Source organism: Niastella koreensis GR20-10 (assembly GCF_000246855.1).
GTDB lineage: Bacteria > Bacteroidota > Bacteroidia > Chitinophagales > Chitinophagaceae > Niastella > Niastella koreensis.
The window spans coordinates 786,463-808,585 of sequence record NC_016609.1 but is presented as its reverse complement, the minus strand read 5'-3'; the positions used below and the strand labels follow the sequence as shown (position 1 = coordinate 808,585).

19 protein-coding genes are annotated in these 22,123 nt (G+C 43.8%); 13 read left to right on the top strand and 6 right to left on the bottom strand.

Annotation, left to right across the window (positions count from 1 at the left end; all coding sequences use genetic code 11):
- Window positions 1-185: 185 nt before the first annotated feature.
- Both NIAKO_RS03315 and NIAKO_RS03310 read left to right on the top strand, forming a co-directional pair.
- Window positions 186-1,628 carry an alpha-L-fucosidase gene (locus NIAKO_RS03315; protein ID WP_207622488.1) on the top strand — a complete coding sequence of 481 codons (1,443 nt, stop codon included), beginning with the start codon at window positions 186-188 and terminating at the stop codon, window positions 1,626-1,628.
- A 9-nt stretch (window positions 1,629-1,637) separates the two neighbouring features.
- A complete protein-coding gene (locus tag NIAKO_RS03310; RefSeq protein WP_014216977.1) occupies window positions 1,638-3,182 on the top strand; it encodes a putative Ig domain-containing protein in 1,545 nt (514 codons plus the stop codon).
- Window positions 3,183-3,274: 92 nt separating this feature from the next.
- Here NIAKO_RS03310 and NIAKO_RS03305 read toward each other — a convergent pair whose 3' ends face one another.
- A complete protein-coding gene (locus NIAKO_RS03305; protein ID WP_014216976.1) occupies window positions 3,275-3,925 on the bottom strand; it encodes a hypothetical protein in 651 nt (216 codons plus the stop codon).
- A gap of 66 nt (window positions 3,926-3,991) precedes the next feature.
- On the bottom strand, window positions 3,992-4,561 hold the full coding sequence (locus tag NIAKO_RS03300; RefSeq protein ID WP_014216975.1) for a hypothetical protein: 570 nt from the start codon (window positions 4,559-4,561) through the stop codon (window positions 3,992-3,994).
- A 580-nt stretch (window positions 4,562-5,141) separates the two neighbouring features.
- Between NIAKO_RS03300 and NIAKO_RS03295 the strand changes: the two genes are divergently transcribed.
- Window positions 5,142-5,462 carry a LytR/AlgR family response regulator transcription factor gene (locus tag NIAKO_RS03295; RefSeq protein WP_041346285.1) on the top strand — a complete coding sequence of 107 codons (321 nt, stop codon included), beginning with the start codon at window positions 5,142-5,144 and terminating at the stop codon, window positions 5,460-5,462.
- Between the two features lie 180 nt (window positions 5,463-5,642).
- On the opposite strand, the gene NIAKO_RS03290 is transcribed toward NIAKO_RS03295, so the two are convergent.
- Window positions 5,643-6,080 (bottom strand): MarR family winged helix-turn-helix transcriptional regulator, encoded by a 438-nt coding sequence (locus NIAKO_RS03290; protein ID WP_014216974.1) that lies wholly within the window; start codon window positions 6,078-6,080, stop codon window positions 5,643-5,645.
- 36 nt (window positions 6,081-6,116) lie between these two features.
- Window positions 6,117-6,617 carry a GNAT family N-acetyltransferase gene (locus NIAKO_RS03285; protein ID WP_014216973.1) on the bottom strand — a complete coding sequence of 167 codons (501 nt, stop codon included), beginning with the start codon at window positions 6,615-6,617 and terminating at the stop codon, window positions 6,117-6,119.
- A 260-nt stretch (window positions 6,618-6,877) separates the two neighbouring features.
- Between NIAKO_RS03285 and NIAKO_RS03280 the strand changes: the two genes are divergently transcribed.
- Together NIAKO_RS03280 and NIAKO_RS03275 are read left to right on the top strand one after the other, a co-directional pair.
- Window positions 6,878-8,407 (top strand): TROVE domain-containing protein, encoded by a 1,530-nt coding sequence (locus tag NIAKO_RS03280; RefSeq protein WP_014216972.1) that lies wholly within the window; start codon window positions 6,878-6,880, stop codon window positions 8,405-8,407.
- A gap of 611 nt (window positions 8,408-9,018) precedes the next feature.
- Entirely contained in the window at window positions 9,019-9,618 is a 600-nt protein-coding gene (locus NIAKO_RS03275) for a tetratricopeptide repeat protein (RefSeq protein WP_014216971.1), read from the top strand.
- An 11-nt stretch (window positions 9,619-9,629) separates the two neighbouring features.
- Here the strand turns inward: NIAKO_RS03275 and NIAKO_RS03270 are convergent, their stop codons facing one another.
- Window positions 9,630-9,983 carry a hypothetical protein gene (locus NIAKO_RS03270; RefSeq protein WP_014216970.1) on the bottom strand — a complete coding sequence of 118 codons (354 nt, stop codon included), beginning with the start codon at window positions 9,981-9,983 and terminating at the stop codon, window positions 9,630-9,632.
- Window positions 9,952-12,180, bottom strand: a complete 2,229-nt coding sequence (locus NIAKO_RS03265) for an RHS repeat domain-containing protein (RefSeq protein ID WP_014216969.1) — start codon at window positions 12,178-12,180, stop codon at window positions 9,952-9,954. Before NIAKO_RS03265 ends, NIAKO_RS03270 begins: the two co-directional genes overlap by 32 nt.
- 482 nt (window positions 12,181-12,662) lie before the next feature.
- Here NIAKO_RS03265 and NIAKO_RS03260 point away from each other — a divergent pair, with 482 nt between their 5' ends.
- From NIAKO_RS03260 to NIAKO_RS03230, 8 genes are all read left to right on the top strand, one after another.
- Window positions 12,663-14,549 carry a glycoside hydrolase family 30 beta sandwich domain-containing protein gene (locus NIAKO_RS03260; protein ID WP_014216968.1) on the top strand — a complete coding sequence of 629 codons (1,887 nt, stop codon included), beginning with the start codon at window positions 12,663-12,665 and terminating at the stop codon, window positions 14,547-14,549.
- A gap of 13 nt (window positions 14,550-14,562) precedes the next feature.
- Window positions 14,563-15,783, top strand: coding sequence for a family 16 glycosylhydrolase (locus NIAKO_RS03255; protein ID WP_014216967.1), 1,221 nt, complete (start codon window positions 14,563-14,565; stop codon window positions 15,781-15,783).
- 103 nt (window positions 15,784-15,886) lie between these two features.
- Window positions 15,887-16,831 (top strand): hypothetical protein, encoded by a 945-nt coding sequence (locus NIAKO_RS03250; protein ID WP_014216966.1) that lies wholly within the window; start codon window positions 15,887-15,889, stop codon window positions 16,829-16,831.
- Window positions 16,832-16,867: 36 nt separating this feature from the next.
- A complete protein-coding gene (locus NIAKO_RS38360) occupies window positions 16,868-17,017 on the top strand; it encodes a hypothetical protein (RefSeq protein WP_014216965.1) in 150 nt (49 codons plus the stop codon).
- 155 nt (window positions 17,018-17,172) lie between these two features.
- Window positions 17,173-17,985, top strand: a complete 813-nt coding sequence (locus NIAKO_RS03245) for a LytR/AlgR family response regulator transcription factor (RefSeq protein WP_014216964.1) — start codon at window positions 17,173-17,175, stop codon at window positions 17,983-17,985.
- Between the two features lie 100 nt (window positions 17,986-18,085).
- Window positions 18,086-20,242 (top strand): outer membrane beta-barrel protein, encoded by a 2,157-nt coding sequence (locus NIAKO_RS03240; protein WP_014216963.1) that lies wholly within the window; start codon window positions 18,086-18,088, stop codon window positions 20,240-20,242.
- Window positions 20,243-20,302: 60 nt separating this feature from the next.
- The gene (locus tag NIAKO_RS03235; RefSeq protein ID WP_014216962.1) at window positions 20,303-21,037 is read left to right on the top strand and encodes a helix-turn-helix transcriptional regulator; all 735 of its coding nucleotides are present in this window, start codon (window positions 20,303-20,305) and stop codon (window positions 21,035-21,037) included.
- 52 nt (window positions 21,038-21,089) lie between these two features.
- Window positions 21,090-21,632: a dihydrofolate reductase family protein gene (locus NIAKO_RS03230; protein WP_014216961.1), complete on the top strand. Its 543-nt coding sequence runs from the start codon at window positions 21,090-21,092 to the stop codon at window positions 21,630-21,632.
- The last annotated feature ends 491 nt before the right edge of the window (window positions 21,633-22,123 follow it).

Genomic DNA, 22,123 nt, shown 5'->3' with positions numbered 1-22,123 from the left:
CCTGTTTTTTACATTCATCAACCGGAATCGCCTCTCCCCGCGGTTCCGGTTGTTTATTATGTAAAGATCATTGAATAACTGGCTAATTCATTACCGTACGTTCTGTACATTTATTCTTTAGTTGCATTATTATGAAACACCCCGCATTTATTTTAGTAAGCAGTTTGCTATTCAACTGCGCCTTAATGTACGGTCAAAATGTTGATAAGGATGCCGCAGCCGAGCATTCCATGATCAATATAAAAGAAGAAAAAAGCGCCACGCATACCCTGCATCCCGATGCACAATGGTTTCCTGAAGCAGGACTGGGCTTATTTATTCACTGGGGTTTGGCATCTGTAAAAAATATGGACATTTCATGGCCCATGATCCCGGGCAGAGCGCTTGCCAACAAGAAATTAGATTCCGCTGAACTGGCGCGGGTAGTCCGGGAAAAAGATTATAACCTTACCGGGAAGCCGCCGGCCATTACACCCAATGAATACTGGGCAATGGCAAAGGATTTCAACCCGCAGCATTATGATCCGGATAAATGGATAAAAGCAGCCAAGGAAGCAGGCTTTCAGTACGTAGTGCTTACCACGCGGCATCACGAAGGTTTTGCATTATGGCCAAGTGAATATGGTGATTTCAGCACAAAGAATTTTATTGGCGGAAAGGACCTCCTGAAACCTTACGTGGAAGCAGTTCGTAAATACGGATTGAAACTGGGGTTTTATTATTCGCCTCCCAACTGGTATTTCGACCGGGAGTATATGAGTTTTATTTATGGCCGGGCTTATACAGCCAATCCATCCTTACCAAAAGTTGATGGCGACCTTAACCCGAGAACGGACAATAAATCAGCAGAAGAAATCAAACAACACCAGGCGGCCTATGCGCTGATGGTTAAAAAACAAATTGAAGAACTGCTCACGCGTTATGGGAAAATTGACCTGTTATGGTTCGATGGCAAGCCCCCTGTACCCAATGCTACTGAAATAATAACCCAGGACGAGATCCGGAAGCTGCAACCAGGCATTGTGATCAATCCCCGCCTGCATGGGAAAGGAGATTATATCACTTTCGAACGCAATCCGCCCAAACAGGACCCCGGCGATACCTGGGCAGAGTTTTGCAATACCTGGACGAATAGCTGGGCCAACAGCAATACCCAGCCTTTCCACTCCAACGCCTTTGCATTGGGAGAATTTGTTTCGGCACGCGCCTGGGGGGTGAATTATTTATTGGGTGTAGGCCCTACTGCAGATGGCGTATTTCCGCAAGCAGTGTATGACAACATGAAAGTAGTGGCCGGCTGGATGAAAAAGAACGGCCGCGCAGTGCAACATGTACAGCAATTGCCGGCAGGTGAATTGGCATCGGTACCGGCCACAGCCAAAAAGAATTACCGGTATCTGTTCGCCATACCTGAATTTAAAAACGGAAGCAAGTATGATGCAGACCGCTTACCTGCAAAAGACACGGTACTTTCATTAACAACGCCTTTGCAACCTACAGCCGTTTCCCTGATAGGCGCAGGAAAAACCTTACATTTCAGGTATGAAGGCGGTCAGGTTATTATTGATTTACCGGCCAGCGTTCGTTCCAACCTGGTTGATGTAATTGAAGTAGCATTAAAAAATTAATATTCCAATATGAATTTGCTTTCCTTTAAAAAGCTTTGCTGTATGGCGGTTTCCTGGCTATTGTTATTAACTGCCAATGCACAGGACACGCTTTCAAAATATATTTTAACCCCTGCAGCAAGTCCGCAGCCAAAGATCAACGGCCCCGTGGTGTTTGGTGTTCGTCCCGGCCACCCTATTTTGTTTACCATACCTGCTACAGGAACAAGGCCCATGAGTTTTTCTGCAGACAATTTGCCAACAGGTGTAATGGTGAATGCAACCACCGGACAAATCTCAGGTTCCATTACAAAGCCTGGAGAATATACGATTACGCTGCATGCAAAAAACAAACTGGGCGCCACCAAACGTTCCTTCAAAATTGTAGTAGGAGAAGCTATTGCATTAACCCCACCTATGGGTTGGAACAGCTGGAATATTTATGCCTCAAAAGTTACGCAGGAACTGGTGCTGGCCAATGCAAAAGCGATGGCCAGCAGCGGGTTGATCGATCATGGCTGGAATTATATGAATATCGATGATGTATGGCAGGGAAAAAGAGGCGGCGAATTTGGTGGCATCCTGCCCGATTCAACCACATTTCCCAACATGCAGGCGTTGGTAAATGATATACACCAGCTGGGTTTAAAAGCAGGCATCTACTCTACCCCGTGGGTTGAATCATATGGTCATCATATTGGTGGATCTGCTATCAATGCGGAAGGCACATTTGTAAGAACTACAGAAAACATTCCCCGTAATAAAAAACAATTGCCCTACGCCATTGGCCAGTATATTTTCTGGGATAAAGATGTACAGCAATGGGCGAAATGGGGCTTTGATTATTTAAAGTACGATTGGAACCCGATTGAAGTTCCTGAAACGAAAGCCATGTACGACCTGTTGCGCAACAGCGGCCGGGATGTTGTTTTCAGTCTCTCCAACAGTACGCCGTTTGCAGGTATCAATGAACTGTCAAAAATTGCCAACACGTGGAGAACCGGTGGTGATATAAGAGATAGTTGGAAAAGCCTGAAAAGCCGGTTGCTTACCCAGGATAAATGGGCGCCGTATGCGTCGCCGGGGCACTGGAATGATCCCGACATGATGATCGTTGGTTGGGTTGGCTGGGGAAAAGGGCCTTATCCAACACACCTTACACCAGATGAACAATATGCGCATATGAGCGCCTGGTGTTTACAATCAGTTCCCTTGTTGTTAGGTTGCGATCTAACCAAACTAGATGCTTTTACATTAAGTCTGCTGACGAATGATGAAGTGTTGGCAGTAAACCAGGACCCATTAGGCAAACAGGCAACCATTGTTTCCAAAACAGATTCCTGTGGTGTACTGGCCAAAGACCTGGCAGACGGAAGCAAAGCCGCCGGATTGTTCAATGTAACAGACAGCATTGCGAGAAAACTTACTGTAAAATGGAGTGATCTTGGCATTCAGGGAGCCTATATTGTGCGCGATCTGTGGCGCCAGAAAGACCTGGGTGTTTATAAAGATGAATTTTCTGCTGACGTACCACCACACGGTGTAATAATGATCAGTATTCGTAAAAAACAATAAATCCCAAATGTGAAAAATACAGCTCACGCGAAGCACTCACGTGAGCTGTATTTCATTATCACCTTATCGAATTATCACATTAGCACATTCGTTTAATCCATCCCCTGCAATGTTCCATTAGGGCCCACCACCATGGCTGATTTGCGCAAGGCCATGTGAATAGGTAATTCTTCCAGCGGATGAACATCGTTCATACCGGCAGCAGACAGGTTGGCCACATCAACGTGGTTGATATCTGAACCATACGCCCGTTCACCCAATAAATTATAAATAGCAGGATAAGCCAGTTGTAAATATTCCGCTTCATTGCGTGCAGAACATAAAGGGTGATATATTATCAATGAGGTATCATCAGGATCATCACTGGAAAAAGAAAAGGAGAATTCAGTTGGATGAATATTCAGGGTTTCTATTTGTTTTTCCAACAGGAAATCGATGGGCATCGGATCTTCCAATGCGCCGATCTGCCAGCCCGGGATCTCCGGTGCAGTGGCCACAAAAACATCCACTTTCTTAAAATGCATCACCCTGCCATTTACAGTAATAGTAAGTTTAGGAATGCCTTTTCCGTTATCAGGTAAGGATACACTGTATTCGAAGAACTTGTAATAGGCGCGCAAATGTGCATTCAATTCACATAACCAGTAGGTAGCTTCTTTTTTTGATTTACTATGCAGATCGAGATATTCCTTGTTGTTGCGTTTGAACCATTCCCAAAAATGCCGCTTCGATAACTTGCTCATATCAATTATTTGTAATTAAACAAAGGGAATTCCTCCCCGGTTTAACCAGGAAGGAATTCATCAGCATTACAAAGATACGACCAATATTCCTTCATTGCCCGGAACATCGGTTGCAATGGCGTTGATCTTTGTACCGGCCAGTGTGCCATTAAGTTGCGTGGCGGTATAAGTCCAATCAAGGCCATTGTTTTCCTGTACGGCTTTGCCTTCTTCCAGTAATGTGCCGTTGGCAGCATAGATTTCCACCTGTATACTTACAACGCGAAAATCATCTATTGCGCGCACTGCGATCTTATCGCCGGTTGCGCCTTTGTAATTACGTGTATTGATGCTTTTAACTTTGGGTGGGCTCAGGAAATCTTCCAATGCCCTGCTGTAAACATTCTGCCGTGGCCGCAGTACAGTGGCATAGGCTTCCGCCATGCTTTTATCTGTATTTTTAATAATGGCCCTTGCATACCTCGAAGCAAGCAGGAATTTCTCCTGAGTTTCGGCTTGTTTGGAGTTTGGCTCTCCCTTACGCTTTCTAGGCGCCTTAGCGACTACTGTTTTGCCCTCCCACTCGCGAAATACGAGTTCTTTACCGAGGGTTCCACTAATTCGGCCTGTTACCAGGCTATTGTCTGAATGTGCCATGTGACACGAGTTTTAGAGATGAACAATTGGGTGGCGATCGACAGTTGCTGTAGCGGAGAGGGTTCACAGATCCGCTCTTTCTGTTAGCCCTGAGCGAAACTCCATTTCAGCGACTGATGACACAAATGTACTTCAGCTTTCAACGCTTTGTACTGATCATCTGATGGTGTTTTGCTTTCGCTGTGACGGGCTTCGGCTTTGGATGTGATGTTTGGTAATTTTACCTCGGAAGCATCTGTTTTTTAGTGACGGTGTCAGGAAAATGCTGTGACGAACTGCATAAATTTAGTGACGTTTAATAGTTTCACCACCTGTTCGCCTCGGTTTCACCTCGGAATTTCCACTATTTTACCTCGGGCACACCTCGGATTTACCTCAATTCACCTCTATTTAACCTCAATGAAACCTCGATGAAACGTTGGGGATCGAGGAAACAAAGAGGTCACAAAGAAAATATAATAAGGCTTCATTAAAACACTATTGAGAGCGTTCACGCTTTGAGTCATTGTTACGCAAACAGGATTTTTACCAGCAATTTTATTTAAACTTGCACATCCATTAACCTCAAAGCCTACTCGTTATGCTACAGCCCTTTTTTGTATGGAAAGATAAAAAACTGATCCGTATTGATCCCGTACATGTGATGTTCCTGAAAACTGAAGGAAATTATACTAAGATCATTTTGTCGAATGAAACCTATTTCATGGTGCATGCAAGCTTGTCTACTGTTCTAAAAAAAATGCCTGAAGAAATGTTTATTAAAACTCACCGTTCCTGGGCAGCTTCCATATTTTATATTGAAACAATAGATAGGATCAGTTTAGTAATTTGTAACAACGTTATTCCCATTGCCCGGCAGTATTACAAAACGGTGCTTGAGCAGTTGAACGTGATTGAGTGAAAAAATATATTTTACTACTTTTTCAAACCACAATACTTTTGTAAGAGGAATAACCAACTCACACCGCTAACCCGGTATTTACCATCGGTGTACTCCGTATTGCCCAGGCTGTTACCCAATGAGGGTTAATCTTATTTTGTTTTCCATCTGGTATGAATATAAATACTTTCAGCTAAGATACTATTGCTGGCTATTTAAGATCTGCATGATCTCCTGCATGTGCATCACCAGTTCCTTTTGCTTTGCAATGGCCAACGGCGAAATCAGGGCATCTACCTGGTCGTTAGAAGCCCGGTTTAAATGATGAAACACTTTAAGGCCTTTTTCCGACAAAGCCAGTAAAGAAACCCGGGCGTCGGTAGAAAAGTTCTCCTTATTAATTAGATCATCCCTTTCAAATTTCTTTAAAATGCGGCTCACATAGCCTTTATCCATACCCAGGGTAGCAACAATCTGAGACGCGCTTATTTGTTTCCCGGTATAGATCTCGTACAAAATGCGCGCTTCAGCCAGCGAATAGTTGCTATCGAGTAAATGACCATCCAGCAAACCGATCAGCCGGGTGTAGAACCGGTTAAACTCCCGGATGTCATTTATTAGTTTTGTTTTATCCTTCATATACTTGTTGACATTGGCAATCAATAATCAGCTCCATTAAGCCAGGTGCAGGTCATAACGCCGTTCAGTAAGTGGTTTACCAAAGGAATGGGAATGCCTTTCTTCGGTTAATTTGAACCCGAACCGGGTGTACAGACTAATGGCGGCCAACTGCTCGTCGGTGGTCCATAAATAGGCGTCCTTAACCCCGCGCTGCTTCATGAACCCGATGAATTCTGTCATCAGTTTCTTTCCCAATCCGATCCCCCTGTATTCCGGCCGGAAGATAAAGTATCGTAACTGTATTGCGGCTGGCCGGTGCTGCGCCAATAGAAAACCAATCATTTTGCCATCGTGCTCACACATCCAGATGCGGTCTGCTTCCGGATTATAGCCGTAACTAAACTCCCCCAGGCCGCTCAATACATAAGACTCAAAACTCAACCCATACCCGTTCTCCTTTGTATACAGATCGCCATGGAGGTAGGCTACATAGCCCAGGTCACCGGGATGTAACCTTGTTCTGATAGCAATATCATTTAATGTAATTGTTTTCATGATGTTCCCCCTTTATTATTTCTTACAACAAAGAAAACAAATATAGTTGACTTTGGCAACTATTTGTAAAAACGAAGGCCGGAATACGCAATGGAGCTGCGCAGCTGATCGGGCTCCTTTTTCCACAGAAAATAGTTTATCACTTACAACGCTGAGAATCAAGCGCTCTAAAAATATTTTACAAATATATTTCACTGCGCAGGTTGGCTGCGTAAGGGTGCGTGCATATTTGCAATACCAACACGATAAAACAAATTTTTATGAGATTCAATTTCAGAACTAAAGAAAAAACAGCAGCAGTAAACCATGCAGGTGCTAAAGCTTATACTTTATCTCCTGAAATGGAACTCTACTCAGCCATTGCCACTTCTATGCTGAACGATACCTTTTATGAAAAAGCGGACGACCGGCTGGCAAGAATAAAAAGTTTGGTGACTAAGGTAAATTCGGCATTCGTTGCAAAACTGGCTGTATATGCCAGACAGCAAATGAATCTGCGTACCGCTCCTGTGGTGCTGGCTACCGAACTGGCTAAAATTCATAAGGGTGATGACCTGGTGAAAAAAACCGTTGAAAACGTGGTTAAGAGACCTGATGAGATAACGGAACTGTTGTCTTATTATCAAATAGCCAACGAAAGAAAAGGCGTTAAAAAACTGAACAAAATTTCCAAACAACTGCAAAAGGGTTTGGCGGCTTCCTTCAACAATTTTGACGAATACCAGTTTGCAAAATATAACCGGGATACCGCTGTAAAATTGCGTGATGCCTTGTTTCTTGTTCACCCTAAAGCAAAGGATGAAGCGCAGCAGTTGCTTTTCAATAAAATTGTAAACAACGAACTGGCGGTGCCTTATACCTGGGAAACGGAGTTGTCGGCACTCGGACAACAAAAGTTTACATCAGCATATGCAAAGAAAAATGCCATCAAAGCCAAATGGGAAGACCTGATCAGCAGCAAAAAGCTGGGTTATATGGCCCTGCTTAGAAACCTGAGAAATATCCTGGAAGCTGAAGTAAGCATTGACCATATCAGAATGGTAGCCGATTACCTGACCAACAAAACTGCGGTGGCCAATTCAAAACAATTGCCATTCCGTTTTCTGTCGTCGTACAAGGAATTGAAAACTGTAAACTCGGGTTATACTTCTTATATAATGACGGCTTTGGAAAATGCCCTGGTAGCAAGCATTCAAAACATGAAAGGCTTTGACCTGGATACCAAAGTAGTTATAGCCTGTGATGTATCCGGTTCTATGCAGCAACCTGTATCGCCAAAAAGCAAAGTATTGATGTACGACATCGGTTTGTTGCTGGGTATGCTGTTACAGGCAAGATGCGAAAATGTGCAGGCCGGTATGTTTGGCGACAGTTGGAAAATTGTGCCAATGCCATCAACAGGCATCCTGGCCAATGTGGATGCATTCTATAACCGGGAAGGTGAAGTGGGTTATTCAACCAACGGGTATCTTGTTATAAAAGACCTTGTATCGAAAAGATATAAAGCCGACAAGATCATGTTGTTCACCGATACCCAAATGTGGGATAGCAACACTAAAAACCAGCGTGCAGAAAACACCATCAGCTATCAATGGCAGGCGTATAAAAAAATTGCGCCCAATGCGAAGCTGTATATATTTGATCTGGCGGGGCATAAACATGTGCCATTAAAGGTAGAACAGAATGGTGTTCATTTGATAGCGGGTTGGAGCGACAAGGTATTTGAAGTGATGGACGCCCTGGAAGATGGTTCCAATGCCATCGATGTGATTAAAAAAATAGCATTATAACCATTTGCCCTATAGCAAATAAAGACAGGTGCCGTAAAAAACGGGTTACTTCGCTCCAAATTGGGAGGAATAGTGTAACAACTATCCGGTTCGACTCCGGCAAGCAATGCCCACAAACTTGTTTTGCTTTTTGCCCTGTTTTTTAAATTTATCAATGAACTAAAATAATTGTAAGTGTCGTAGAATAGGGTTACTTCGATTTCCAATCAGTGGGTCGCGGGTTCGATTCCTGCTCATATTGCAACCGCAATATGGTAGCTCAGTTGGTAGAGCAACTATGTACTTTATTCGCTTTTTACCTTACAATTCTTTTATAGCAGTAACACAGCAAGTGCCGTGGAAAAAAGTTACTTCGACTTAAAATCAAACCAGGCTTTTTTCAGTTGTCGCCTTGCTTGTGTTTACCTTCTTCAACTTATAAACAAGTGCCGTAGCAAAGAGTTACTTCGTTTAGGGATATGGGGGTGCGGGTTCAAATCCCAGCTTCCGCTGAGCGGAATAGCGCAACCGGTAGCGCACCATAGTAAGACGCTCTTTTCGGATTGTTGCCTTGTTTATTTTTTAGCTATCTTGCCCAAAGTCATTTTGACATTCGTAGCAAAACAGATAGCATGAACAAAAGAAACAAACAGTTTTCCTTATTGCTCCTTACACTGATTGCGGGTGCAAGTGGCTTTTTCATCTTCAGGTATGTTTATCGCAAACCTGATGCAGCAACATTCATTAATAAAGTCAGGGAAGAAAATATAGCAGGATTGGACTCTCTAAAACGAGCCATCGCCTATGAAAACGATTTGAACCTCCGGATAGAAAAAAGCATACATAACGGCGATTTCAATACCGCTTATTACCTTATGGATTCACTCCCTGCTTTTGGAAAAGCTAATTCATTACACCTTTATAGCGGAATGATTTACGAAAAACAAAAAAAATATCAGGAAGCAATTAAGGAATATAGCACCCTCATTAGTAACGAGCCTTTCCCGCTTGCACTAAGCAAAAGAGCAGGAATATATGTAGTTATGAATAAGCTTGATTCCGCTCTATCTGATTATAAAAAAGCCGCCGCTATTAATTATGACTATTCCCTTCAGGTAGGGACTGTATTTAACCTGATGTACAAAAAAGATAGTGCCCTAAAATATTATAACATATATTTAGAACACTATCCAAATGATACTGCAGTTCAACACAAAATAAAAAATTGCTAATTAATTAAACCTCATTCACTTAAATCATAATAACTTTTTATAAACTTACACACTGATTTAATTTGCTTTTCAGAATAATCCACAGACTGAAGTATTACTTCATGAATACTATCCTGCTTTATACCTTTCATTTTGTTAAATAATGTCAGACTATCATAGCTATTCAAGGTTAGTAATCCCGGAGATTTATCAATGCCATCATATTTTTGCATATGACAAATAGCGCAATTCTGATAAAAAAACAATTTGCCATAACCTTTATCTTCTTTAACTGCAGTACCACTACATTTAATAAATTGAATACACATAACACTCATAAATATGAATATTATGCTATTGCGTACTAACTTTTGCAGCGCTTCCATTTTCTTTAATGAATTTTTTTAGTTGTTCAGCAGTTGAAGTGCTATTATCAGTTGTGGAGGGTTGTACATAGGGCCCAGGCCTCAAAAGATCTTGTGGATACCCTATTATTTGTTGCCATATTTCAGAAACTTTTTGCCTTGGTATTAATTGCATCTTATTATCCGGACTTACAAAATACATCACATTGTTATTATTATCAGTTCCTTCAAAATGGGGTACATCTTTTTTATAAGTATCTACAGCACCGAGCAAATGTAAAACTTCATGGTAAGTCAGTTGTCTTCCTTCTTTACCAACCTTACTGACATCATATTCACTAGCCTCGCCCATTGCAACCTTTCCACCCTTTTGATCAGCCAGCCCTCTGGTATCCATTCCAGGTTCGTCTTTTATATCATCTACTATTGCAAAAACGAATCCATCTCTGGCAATCTGTGAAATATCATGTACAATTGAAACATCAGCAGTAACGGTGGTATTATATGTAATATTGTAGCTCCTCATTTCACCTTTCTTTGCCAGGGTCACTGATGTTATTTTGTTATCTGTGGCCTTAAATACAAACGGTATATTTATACCATTTACAGTAGCTGGTCCACCAAGTTTATCAGATAAGTCAGCACTAAGATTTTGCCTTATTGTTTCCATACTCAAATTATCATCAGATGTCGCAGACAAATTAATTATCTGAATTTTAATATTAACAGAGGTACTTAAATTCATCCAGGTCCGATCCTTTCCAATCGTACCCAAATTAAATGTCACTTTTGCCTCCGAGCCATCCAGATCAACGGCTGTAATTGGCATATTTCCTGAAAACTGATATGGCGTATAAAATGGGTAAGAATTGGTTAATGGATCCACACTCAAGAACTTCCCCAACCTCGGATCATACACCCGCATCCCATAATCCTGCTGATTGCCCTCACCCTTCACTTCATTGTCATTTTCCTTGCCATTAAACCCGTATCTATATTTATCTCCTGAAGAAGCAAGAGAACGCCCCGGCTGCAACATGCCAAACGGATAATAATCCTGCGCACTTACGATATCCGGTTCATAGTGATCGATCAAAGAACTATTAGTGGTGGCAGGTACACCAATTTTCTTGTCATTAACCGTGACCAGCACGTTCCCCAGATGATTGCTCAACTCATATTCTTTCAGGCCCCTGGTTTGAACCAGGTTGTAGCTGATGCCCAACAGGGGGATATAATATATTTCAGAAGCTTCACTTCTATAGGCCTCATATACCGCCTGCTCAATACACTTTGCTTCGGGCGAGATCAATAAATTGATCTTTGCCCTGATGGCATTGAGCAGCCTGTAGCCCTCTTCCTTACCATTGACCTGCCTGTATTCTCCGTTATTTATCTTTATAGCGTACATGGCTTCCTGCCACTGCATCTCAAGCCAACCCCGATACAACAGGAAAACATCTGTTTTCTCTTTCTGCAAAAGAGCACTCTTTGCCGGTAACAGGGCAACGCTGTCAATTACTTCACCCAGCCTGTTCTGTACGTATAGCTTTTCGGGCGATGTTATATAAAGACTTATTTTGGCAACTGCACTGGTGGGGTCGATATTATAATATACCGTGCTGTCTTTTGTTTGCACCATAGAGCCTGCCTGCTCTTTATTGGCCCTATAAAGCGGGTCATCATGTAATGAGGCCGGATTGGCGCAGTTCAGCCAGGCAAGCTGCATGAGAATTTTCTTCCGGACATTTTCTATCGCCATCAACTTTTGCAAAGGAGTTTTGGCAGCCTGTACGCTCTCCATGGCAAACAATGCCTGGTAATTGCCAGGCAGCTTGACTAAAAGCTGATTACCGCCGTAAACCCGGTAGATATCTTTGGCGGCGGCTATATCTGCCAGGTATTTGTCGCAAATGTTCTGATATAATGTAAACGGATCAATCTGTTTGGCGGTGACCTCTTTAAATTCCTGATCATCGAGCCGGGTAGAATCAAACAATCTGCCATAACAGGTGAACCAGCTTATTGTGTGGGAGGATGTATTGAGTACAGCCATGTTAATAAACCGGCCGGTTCTGCCATACGTATTATAACCGCTTTGGGGGCTTACCGCCCGCTTTAAAACCGGGCTTACCCGGTTATCCTGCCGGATGTTGGTTTGAGCAAAAGAATAAAGGCAAAGAAGTAAAAAGGGAACAAGCAGTAATAGTTTTCTCATGGTTAAGGTTCACTTAAAATATTTACGCGTAAACGCGTCAGTAAATTTACTAACCTTAACCATGCAGCGTATATTATTTAATATTCGTGCATTTTTACCAATAGCCGTGTTATTTCAGGCAATAATCGTGTAACGGGTAGCAAATCTAAAGGTAATTTGTAGGGCCGGCCGATAAATAATAATTATTTAAAGTCAATACATTATCTCCCGTTGTAGTGGTTTGGAGGGGGTAGCCATTCAAAAATCACAGCCTTGTAGTGGTTTTGATGTGTTCCCTATTTTGGTAAAAGCCTGTTTTAGTGTCAATTTCAGTACGCCACTAAAATCAACTGCCAATTATGGAACGATTCTTGCCAATTGCCCCCGCATTGGGTGGAAGTATTTTATTGTTTCAGCCCGTTAGACTTACTTCCCACTCCCCGCCCTGCATTACCCGCTGTTAGAGATTAGTAACATTTTCCAAACTATTAAAAAGACGTTACATGTTCCCTCAAAGCAAACGATCATGGCCGTTGCAGGCCCTTACCCTGCTATGCGCGGCACTGATCCCTTTTTCCTGTACACGAGATGTTTCGCCCTCCCCCACTCAGGGACCCACTGTGGCCAGGGCAGCCAACGAAACAGTGAATGTGTGGATGACCACCGGCGATAAATCCAAACTGTTACAACAACAGGCAGCCATTAATTTTGCGGCCGATGCGGGCACCAACCCGGTTACTGTAACAGTTGATGAAACGGTGACTTACCAATCCATAGATGGTTTTGGGTTTACCCTCACTGGCGGAAGCGCTTCGCTCATTAACGGATTGGGCGCTAACCAAACTGCTTTTCTGAATGAGATCTTCAGTCCCTCACAGGTAGGCTCAAGCTTTTTGCGGTTAAGCATCGGTGCTTCTGACCTGAGCCCGGCCGATTTTACCTATGATGATATGCCTTCCGGCCAAACAGACTTAAATCTCAACAACTTCAACATTAACGCCGAAATGACCGACCTGGTGCCGGTGCTGAAGAAGATCGTGGCTATCAATCCTTCCATCAAAATCCTGGCCACTCCCTGGACGGCCCCGGTATGGATGAAGGTGAGCACAACAGGTAACGGCGGATTCACCGGCGGCAGTCTGAACACCAGCAGCGCCTATTACGATGCCTATGCACGTTACTTTGTAAAATATATCCAGGCCATGCAGGCACAGGGCATCAACATTTACGCGGTGTGTCCACAGAACGAACCAATGAACCCGTACAACAATCCATCGATGACCATGTCGGCCGGAGAACAGGCTAATTTCATCAAGAATTACCTGGGCCCCCAGTTCAGTAACAATGGCATCAGTACGCGAATCATCTGTTATGATCATAATTGCGACCACCCGGAGTATCCCACCACCGTACTGGGCGATGCCGCGGCCAACCAGTATATCGATGGTTCTGCTTTTCACCTGTACAGCGGCCAGATCGATGCGCTTACTACCGTGCACAATGCGTTCCCTGCCAAGAACGTTTATTTTACCGAGCAATACATCGGAGGCCCCGGCAATTTTGGCGGCGACCTCTCCTGGCACGTGAACAATGTGGTGATCGGTTCAACCAGGAACTGGAGCAAGGCAGCCCTTGAATGGAACCTGGCTGCTGACCCCAATTATTTTCCGCATACCAGTGGCGGTTGTTCAAACTGTATGGGCGCTGTTACCATCTCCGGTAATTCTTATTCACGCAACACCGCCTATTATATTATTGCGCATGCCTCACAATTTGTAAAACAGGGCGCGGTTCGCATTTCATCCAACACACCGGGAAGCATCCAGAACGTAGCCTTCAAAAATCCTGATGGCTCCAAGGTATTGCTTGCACTCAATACATCTGGGTCAAGCGTATCGTTCAAAGTTAAATGGGGTAATGAATCCTTTACGTATACCCTCGCGGCAGGCGCCGTTGCTACGTTTAAATGGACGGGCACGCAATCTTCCGGCGGTGGCGGCGGCAGCGGTGCACCTATTGGCCAAACCATTACGTTGAAAGGTTTTAACGGTCAGTATGTAAGTGGTGAAAATGGAACGCAGGCTATGAACTGCAACCGGCCAACTGCTCAGGCCTGGGAACAGTTCCTGGTAGTGGATGCCGGCGGCGGCAAGATAGCGCTGCAAAGCATGGGCAAATACGTTTCCAGTGAAAACGGCGTAAACCCTATTACCTGTAACAGGGCCACGGTTGGCGCCTGGGAGCAGTTTACCTGGATCGTGAATGCCGATGGCACCATTGCCCTGCAGGGTAATAATGGCCGCTATATCAGCAGCGAGAACGGCGCCCAGGCTATGACCTGTAATCGTACAGCCATCAGTGGTTGGGAAGCATTTGGAGTAAATCAATAAAAATACCATCAACATGAGAAAACAATCTTTTCGCATCCTGTCATGCGCCATCGCATGCATCACATTATCATTCTTTATTAATTCCTGTAAAAAGGATTTGCATTCCGGTGACGCTTCTGCCCAAAAGGAAGTTACTACCCCCAGGGCAGTAACTTATCAGCTCGTATGGAGCGACGAGTTCGATGGCACCGGTGTGAACACAAACAACTGGAACCTCGACAATGGAAACCCTAACGTGAACCACGAGTTGGAATATTACCAGGGCGCGAATGCCACCGTAACAGGCGGCAACCTGGTTATCACGGCCAAACAACAGAGCATGGGCGGGCAACCTTATACCTCTGCCAAGCTCACCTCCTATGGTAAGTTTTCCACTACGTACGGACGTATAGAGGCCCGTATGCAGCTGCCTATGGTACAAGGTACCTGGCCTGCTTTCTGGATGCTGGGTAACAATATCAACACCGGCGCCGGCTGGCCTGGCTGCGGTGAAATTGATATTATGGAGCATGTAAACACATCCAACAGCATTCTGGGCACCATGCACTGGGATGGTGGCAGCGGTCACGTGCAATATGGAAGCAGCACCACAACCAATCCCGGCGATTTTCACGTGTATGCAGTGGAGTGGGATGCTTCCAGCATCAGGTGGTATGTTGACAATACCCTGTATGTAACCGGTAATATTGCCAACAATATCAATAACACCGGCGCATTCCACAACCCCTTCTTCATCATACTTAACCTGGCTATTGGCGGCGATCTGCCCGGTTCTACCGTCAACAACGGCGCCCTGCCAACGCAGATGCTGGTTGACTATGTTCGGGTTTACAGCATGAGTACCTCTTCTGCTCCGCCTATTGGACAAACCATCACCCTGAAAGGCAGCAATAATTTGTATGTGAGCAGTGAGAACGGCACCCAGGCTATGACCTGCAACCGCACAACCGCGCAAGGCTGGGAACAGTTCCTGGTAGTAGATGCCGGTAATGGCAAGGTTTCGTTGCAAAGCACAGGCAAATATGTAAGCAGCGAGAATGGTGTTAATCCTATTACCTGCAACAGAACAACTGCCAGTGGTTGGGAACAGTTTAACTGGATCTCCAACTCCGACGGTACCATTTCCCTGCAGGGAAATAATGGATTGTTTGTGAGCAGTGAAAATGGCGCGCAGGCCATGACGTGCAACCGCACTACCATTGACGGATGGGAGAAGTTCCGCGTAAACCAGTAAGACTTTAAGGGTATGACCTGTCAGGTTCGTTCGGACAATCTGATTTTTCAGGATCCGGTGACGAACCTGACAGGTCTACCCTCTTACAGTTAACCAGTTAAATATGTTGAATAATTATCGCGAGGTTGTAATTCTCCCCCTCCACCGGAGGGGGTTGGGGGGAGGCCTTATTCCGCTATTGATCCTCTTTGGTATTCACACCTGTATGGCCCAGGACCCACCGGCAAAGTTACAGTTATCAGTAACCGGCGGCTACCGGCAGGAAAACCTGCGCTGGTCTATTGCGGGCAATGCCAATGGCCAGAACCCGAATGTATTGTCAGAACTCAAATGGAAAGCCGTTGCCGGACCGGTATCAGGCATGCATGTACAATATAACTTTTTCAACCACTGGTTGCTCGAAGGCGAATATGAGCACACCTTCTATCTATCCGGTAAAGTAGCCGATAACGACTATGGCGGCAACAACCGCACTAACAGCGTATATGCGCAGCAGTTCAATGCCAATAAGGGCGGCGCCGATCGCTGGCTGGCGGGTTTGGGCTATCATTTAATGGTAACCCATACTTTCTCGATCACTCCTTCAGCTGGGTATGGCCAGTTTCATCAATCACTGTACCTGGTTGGGAATACCGCTCCCATTAATGATCTTAACAGCTCCTATAAAACGACGTGGAGTGGTGCATACGCACAGCTTTTGTGCGCAACCGGATTGACAAAGAAATTAAATTTGGCTACAGGTTTCCGTTATAACCAGGTGCGCTATAAAGCCAGCGCCAACTGGAACCTGATCCGGGAGTTCAGTCACCCCGAGAGTTTCCGGCATACAGCCAACGGGTATGGCATAAACATCCACACAGCTTTGTTATACCGCGCTTCTCACATCCATTCAATAGGAATTAAAGGCAGCTATTCCCAATGGCAAACCGGCCGCGGCATCGATGAGCTCTACCTGGCCAGCGGCGAACCGGAACAAACACAACTAAACGAGGTACGATCTTCAGGCTGGCAGGTGGTGGTGGAATGGCGAATAACATTAAAACCCTGACGCCCAAATGCAGGTGCATAAATAACAAGGTATGTTATGCGTAAATTAACAAAAAAGGCCTGTATTGCTACAGACCTTTACAACTTCTTTTCATTTAACAAAACTCAACTTCCCGGTAGCAACTGGACATTTATATTACCGGTATTAAATACGATCCGCACCTTGTGGCAGGAGTTGGCAGCGTAACTGCCAATGCTTCCCATATCGTAATAAAAGATTAATTGTGGATTAATGGAGATCTGTGCAGGCGGGTTTTGTGGATAACAAATAAGATAGCGTATATTGATTTATCTTTTGAATAATCAGGTAATCAGAAATTCTCTACCAGTATAACCAGATGTATGTCGAAAAACAAAACAGGTAATACAAAAAGGGATATTACATTTTTTATTATAGCGATCCCCATCATCAATGCATTTAATTACTATCTCACCTACAGAAAGATCTCATTCGGCATCCACACATTAGTCACTTATTTAATTGATACAGCGCTGGGGTATGCCGCCTGGTGGCTGATTCGTGTCATCATCGTTTATCTCGATCGGAAACTGCCCTATTTTCCCAACCCAATAAAGCGAATAATAATACAACTGGTGCTGACTACCGTAGCAGCACTTAGCATCATCATTATAGCTACCGAATCAATTAACGCAGCTCTAAAGGATACGCCGGTACCCGTCAGCTTTTACCGGGTAGACATTTTTATTTTTATGATCTGGTCGATAGTAATTAACGGCATTTATGTTGGCCTGCATTATTATGAACAGTATGCAGCGTCAGAAAACCTGCGCCGGCAGGAAAAGCAGGTAAGGCAGGAAGGGTTTATAGTGAAAAAAGGAAAACAGCATTTCAATGTTGGGTTTGATGAAATTGCCGGGATCTATATTGAAGGTGATTATGCCATGCTGGTGACTATTGATGGCAAAAAACATGTTTTGGATGAATCGCTGGATGCGGTTGAAAAGCAATTGCCCCGGGAATTATTTTTCAGGCTTAGCAGAAAATATATAATGAACCGTAATATGATCACGGGTTTTGAGAAGGCGGAGCATTCCAAATTAAATATTCTATTAGCCGGATCGCCTCATTTCCCCCAATCAATCCCCATGAGCAGGTTAAAAGCGCCGGCCTTTAAAGCATGGTTTCAGGCATAATTTTGCCATTACCGTGCACTTCAACCGGAAAAAGGCTACAGTTGGCCGCCTTTGACTGCCGGTTATTCGGTTTTGCGTATCGCCTGCCGTTGTTTTGCGCATGAAACCGATCTTATTCCTTTTAGCCTTTACACCGCTTACTTCTTTATTGGCACAGCAAAAAGACTCTTTGTCGTCTCCTGCTACAGTTCTTGACAAGGTAACGGTTACCGGGAAAAAACCTTTTCTTGAACAAAAAGCGGATAAGCTAATAGTGAATATCGAAGGCAGCGCCACCGCGGCGGGCGCAACGGCTTTTGAAATATTACAAAAAATACCAGGTGTGTTGGTGATCAATGAAAAGTTAATGGTAGCGGGCAAAGGCGTGCCGGTTATCATGATAGATGGTAAAGTTTCTCAATACACCGATATCATGCAGGTTTTGCGGGAAATGAGCGCAACCGGGATAGAAAAGATAGAATTGATTACGAACCCGGGCGCAAAATATGATGCAACGGGCGGCGCCATCATCAATTTCATTTTAAAACATAATGCTAACCTGGGCACAAATGGCAGCCTTAATCTGAATGCAGCAACGGGCATATATAACAGGGCCACTACCCATACCGACAGGAACTTTTACCGGCATGGCGAGGGGATTACCATCAATCACCGGGAGGGCAGATTTAATATTTATACCAGTTATAATTTTTTGCACCGGAACCAGTTCGACTATAATGAATTTGACCGGTTGATTAATTCCTACCGGTTTTTCCAATCCAATTATTCTCCCGGCTACTATAACAGCCATACCTACAGGGCCGGCATTGACTTTTATGCAAACAGGAAAAATACAATTGGTATTATGATAAGGGGCTTTTCAAGAAATGGATTGAATGAAGCACAAAACAATACGCGGCAATCTGATGGGGTTACCGACCAGCCACTAAGCAATTTTCAAACTTTTAATTATACGCGGGCCCAAAGAACCAATACAGCTGTCAACGGCAACTGGAAACATAGTTTTGATTCATTGGGAAATGAGTTAAATATTGATCTTGATTATTCTGAATACACTTTCAAAAACACAAGTGATATTGTTAACCAGTTATCAAACGGTGTTAAATATCCCAGCCGGCAAATTATTCATAACCCGGTCTACCTGCTGGTGTTCAAGACCGATTATACCCGGCCAATCGGCCAACATTCCAAATTGGAAGTGGGTATAAAATCAGGAAGAGCCATTATCAATAACGACCTGGGCTTTACCCAAAATGGTGTACCTGACAAAAGCCGGAGCACCGATTTTAAATACCTGGAAAATATCAATGCTGCCTATGCATCATTACAACATACATTTAATAAATGGGAACTGCGGGGCGGTTTACGTACGGAACAAACTATTGCCACCGGAAATATGCAGGGGCAGCTTATCCTGGATAAAAATTACTGGCAATTGTTTCCTTCCTTTTTAGTAACCCGGAAGTTGAGTATACAATTATCCGCCCTGGTGCAATACAGCAAACGGGTGAACAGACCAGGCTACCTGCAACAGAACCCCTTTATTCAATATCTTGATTCACTCACCTATTCAAAAGGGAATCCCCTCCTAAAACCTGAAATTGCCGATGAGTATAAATTTTCGCTGGCGTATAAGAATCAGCCATTTTTTTCAATCAGCTATAATAAAAAGCGCGATGTTATTTTTGATAATGCCCCCAACCAGGTAGGAAACCTCACCTATACTACGCCGGAAAATCTGGCGTCTTATACAAACGTTGTGGCAGAACTGGATTTCCCCATCGAACTGGGAAAGAAAATTACCGGGTATGGCGGCAACCAGGCTATTTATAATCATTACCATGCCAATTACCTGGGCGCCACCTATGACCGGGCTAAATGGAACTGGCTTGCCTATTGGCAGGTGGCTTATAAACCCACTCCTGCCTGGAGTTTTGAATTTTCAGGGTATTATACTACTGCGCTGTTAAACGAATTTATTTTAATCAACCATATGGGAAGCGTGAACCTGGCCGTTCAAAAATTCTTGTGGGATAAGAAAGCTAAGGTCAGTCTTAATTTCAACGATCTGCTTTTTAGCGAAAAAACCAGTGGTGAAGTTATTTACGAGGAGGTGAATGTACATTTTCATCAGTGGAATGAAACAAGAAATATCCGTTTGACACTCAACTATACCTTTGGCAATCAGAAATTAAAAGGGGCGCGTACCCGGCAAACCGCTTCGGATGAAGAAACACAACGGGTTAAGGTGCAGTAAATTTAACTGCAAATTGCCTGAAAAAGACAGACCTTGTACTGCTAAAACCAGTGAAGGATCATGATTTATAAACAGGTAATACCAAATCCCGCACTGGCTGCCTGTATTGACTGCTTTTGGTCAATAGAAGGCGCCGGAAGCGAGCTGCATGTAGAACGGATCTTCCCGGATGGAAGCCCTGGTCTTGTATTGAATCTGGGTGAAAAATGCAGGACCGATAATGGCCTGGTAACCATGCAGCCTGGAAAGTCTTATTTAGTAGGCGCCATGACGGCTTATAAAGAAACATATCTTAACGGGAAACATCACCTGATTGGCGTGTGCTTTAAACCAGGGGCCTTCGCTCAATTTTATAACAACCTGCCATTGGCAGAATTTACGGAGCAGACAGTGGAACTGGAAAAAAAGCTGGCTCCGGATACCAGTAAAATGAAGGACCTGTCTTTTGCAGCATTGAACGTGTTTTTTCTCAGGCGACTCACCCCTCCCAAAGACGACATTTCAGGAATTGTAAAATCTATTAAAGCAGCCAGGGGACAAATTACTGTAGATGCCCTGGCTAAAAAAAAGCTCACTACACCGCGACAACTTGAAAGAAGTTTTCAAAAACATATAGGCATCACCCCGAAAGAGTTCATTAACATAACCAGGTTTCAGCATGCTTATGCCGACATCAACCTTAATAAAAAACACAAAAGCTTACTGGATATTGCCATCGAACATGGGTATTACGACCACGCGCATTTGTCCAATGAAATAAAGCGGTATACCGGCCTGCCCCCCTCCCTGTTATAATTTTGTCGCATTTTTCCAAACCTGCTCCCTCCCGGCATATTACCTTTGCCCTATGAGAAAAATAATACTGAATTTAGCCACTACATTGGATGGCTTTATTGAAGGAGCCAATGGCGAGTTGGACTGGTGTATCCTGGAGGAGGATATGCATTTCGACAGTTTCCTGAAGGCTATCGATACCATCTTTTATGGACGGGTGAGTTATGATCTATGGGGCAATTACCAGCCAGATGCAGCTGCATCGGATCTGGAGAAACAGATCTACTCAGCAATACAGTCTAAGGAAAAATTCGTTTTCTCCAGCCAGCCAAGGGCGGATAATAAAGCCACTTTTATCAGCACTGATGTAGTAACTGCGATAGAAAAGATCAGGAACCAACCAGGAAAAGATATCTGGCTTTATGGAGGCGCCCAATTGATCACTACTTTTATTGAAAACGGCCTGGTGGATGAATATATGATCTCTGTTCATCCAACTGCATTAGGCGCAGGCAAACCCTTGTTTAATATACCCGCCAGGCTCAACCTGGCACTGGCCGAAACAAAAGTGTTCAAATCGGGAGTGGTGCAACTGATCTATACCCCCAATAAATAGAACAATCATTTATCCCGGTTAAGATAATCGTTAAAATTCTCATGAATCGATTCAAGGGGGAAGATATTTACTTTTTCCAGGCGATAATTACTTTTTGGGGGGCGATAATTACTTTTCGTCGGGAGATACATACTTTTTGGGGGGCGATACTTACTTTTCGTCCGGAGATAATTTATTTTTTTCGGTTATAACCTATTTTTTATGCGAGATAATTACTTTTTATGAGAGATAACTACTTTTTGTCCGGCGATAACATAAAAACACCCCGAGATAATTTTTTTTCCGAGGTTGTAACATGTTTTTACTAACCTATAACCTGTTTTTCTTCATACTTAATTTTATTTCAGGAATTGTAACCTCTTTTTGCCCGCAACTCACCTTTTTTTCCTGAAAGTAAATTTTAAATGCCACTACCTCACTTTTTATTGGGGATCATTCGCTATTTTTTATGAAATGTTAGCCATCGGAACTGATTTTAACCTATCCCCGTA

Coding starts and splice junctions, on each gene's coding strand:
- NIAKO_RS38360 (WP_014216965.1), top strand. CDS start 16,868: ATGCGTAAATTAACAAAAAAGGCCTGTATTGCTACAGACCTTTACAAC.
- NIAKO_RS03245 (WP_014216964.1), top strand. CDS start 17,173: ATGTCGAAAAACAAAACAGGTAATACAAAAAGGGATATTACATTTTTT.
- NIAKO_RS03300 (WP_014216975.1), bottom strand. CDS start 4,561: ATGGCACATTCAGACAATAGCCTGGTAACAGGCCGAATTAGTGGAACC.
- NIAKO_RS03240 (WP_014216963.1), top strand. CDS start 18,086: ATGAAACCGATCTTATTCCTTTTAGCCTTTACACCGCTTACTTCTTTA.
- NIAKO_RS03305 (WP_014216976.1), bottom strand. CDS start 3,925: ATGAGCAAGTTATCGAAGCGGCATTTTTGGGAATGGTTCAAACGCAAC.
- NIAKO_RS03280 (WP_014216972.1), top strand. CDS start 6,878: ATGAGATTCAATTTCAGAACTAAAGAAAAAACAGCAGCAGTAAACCAT.
- NIAKO_RS03315 (WP_207622488.1), top strand. CDS start 186: ATGTACGGTCAAAATGTTGATAAGGATGCCGCAGCCGAGCATTCCATG.
- NIAKO_RS03295 (WP_041346285.1), top strand. CDS start 5,142: ATGCTACAGCCCTTTTTTGTATGGAAAGATAAAAAACTGATCCGTATT.
- NIAKO_RS03310 (WP_014216977.1), top strand. CDS start 1,638: ATGAATTTGCTTTCCTTTAAAAAGCTTTGCTGTATGGCGGTTTCCTGG.
- NIAKO_RS03230 (WP_014216961.1), top strand. CDS start 21,090: ATGAGAAAAATAATACTGAATTTAGCCACTACATTGGATGGCTTTATT.
- NIAKO_RS03270 (WP_014216970.1), bottom strand. CDS start 9,983: ATGGAAGCGCTGCAAAAGTTAGTACGCAATAGCATAATATTCATATTT.
- NIAKO_RS03265 (WP_014216969.1), bottom strand. CDS start 12,180: ATGAGAAAACTATTACTGCTTGTTCCCTTTTTACTTCTTTGCCTTTAT.
- NIAKO_RS03290 (WP_014216974.1), bottom strand. CDS start 6,080: ATGAAGGATAAAACAAAACTAATAAATGACATCCGGGAGTTTAACCGG.
- NIAKO_RS03285 (WP_014216973.1), bottom strand. CDS start 6,617: ATGAAAACAATTACATTAAATGATATTGCTATCAGAACAAGGTTACAT.
- NIAKO_RS03250 (WP_014216966.1), top strand. CDS start 15,887: ATGTTGAATAATTATCGCGAGGTTGTAATTCTCCCCCTCCACCGGAGG.
- NIAKO_RS03260 (WP_014216968.1), top strand. CDS start 12,663: ATGTTCCCTCAAAGCAAACGATCATGGCCGTTGCAGGCCCTTACCCTG.
- NIAKO_RS03235 (WP_014216962.1), top strand. CDS start 20,303: ATGATTTATAAACAGGTAATACCAAATCCCGCACTGGCTGCCTGTATT.
- NIAKO_RS03275 (WP_014216971.1), top strand. CDS start 9,019: ATGAACAAAAGAAACAAACAGTTTTCCTTATTGCTCCTTACACTGATT.
- NIAKO_RS03255 (WP_014216967.1), top strand. CDS start 14,563: ATGAGAAAACAATCTTTTCGCATCCTGTCATGCGCCATCGCATGCATC.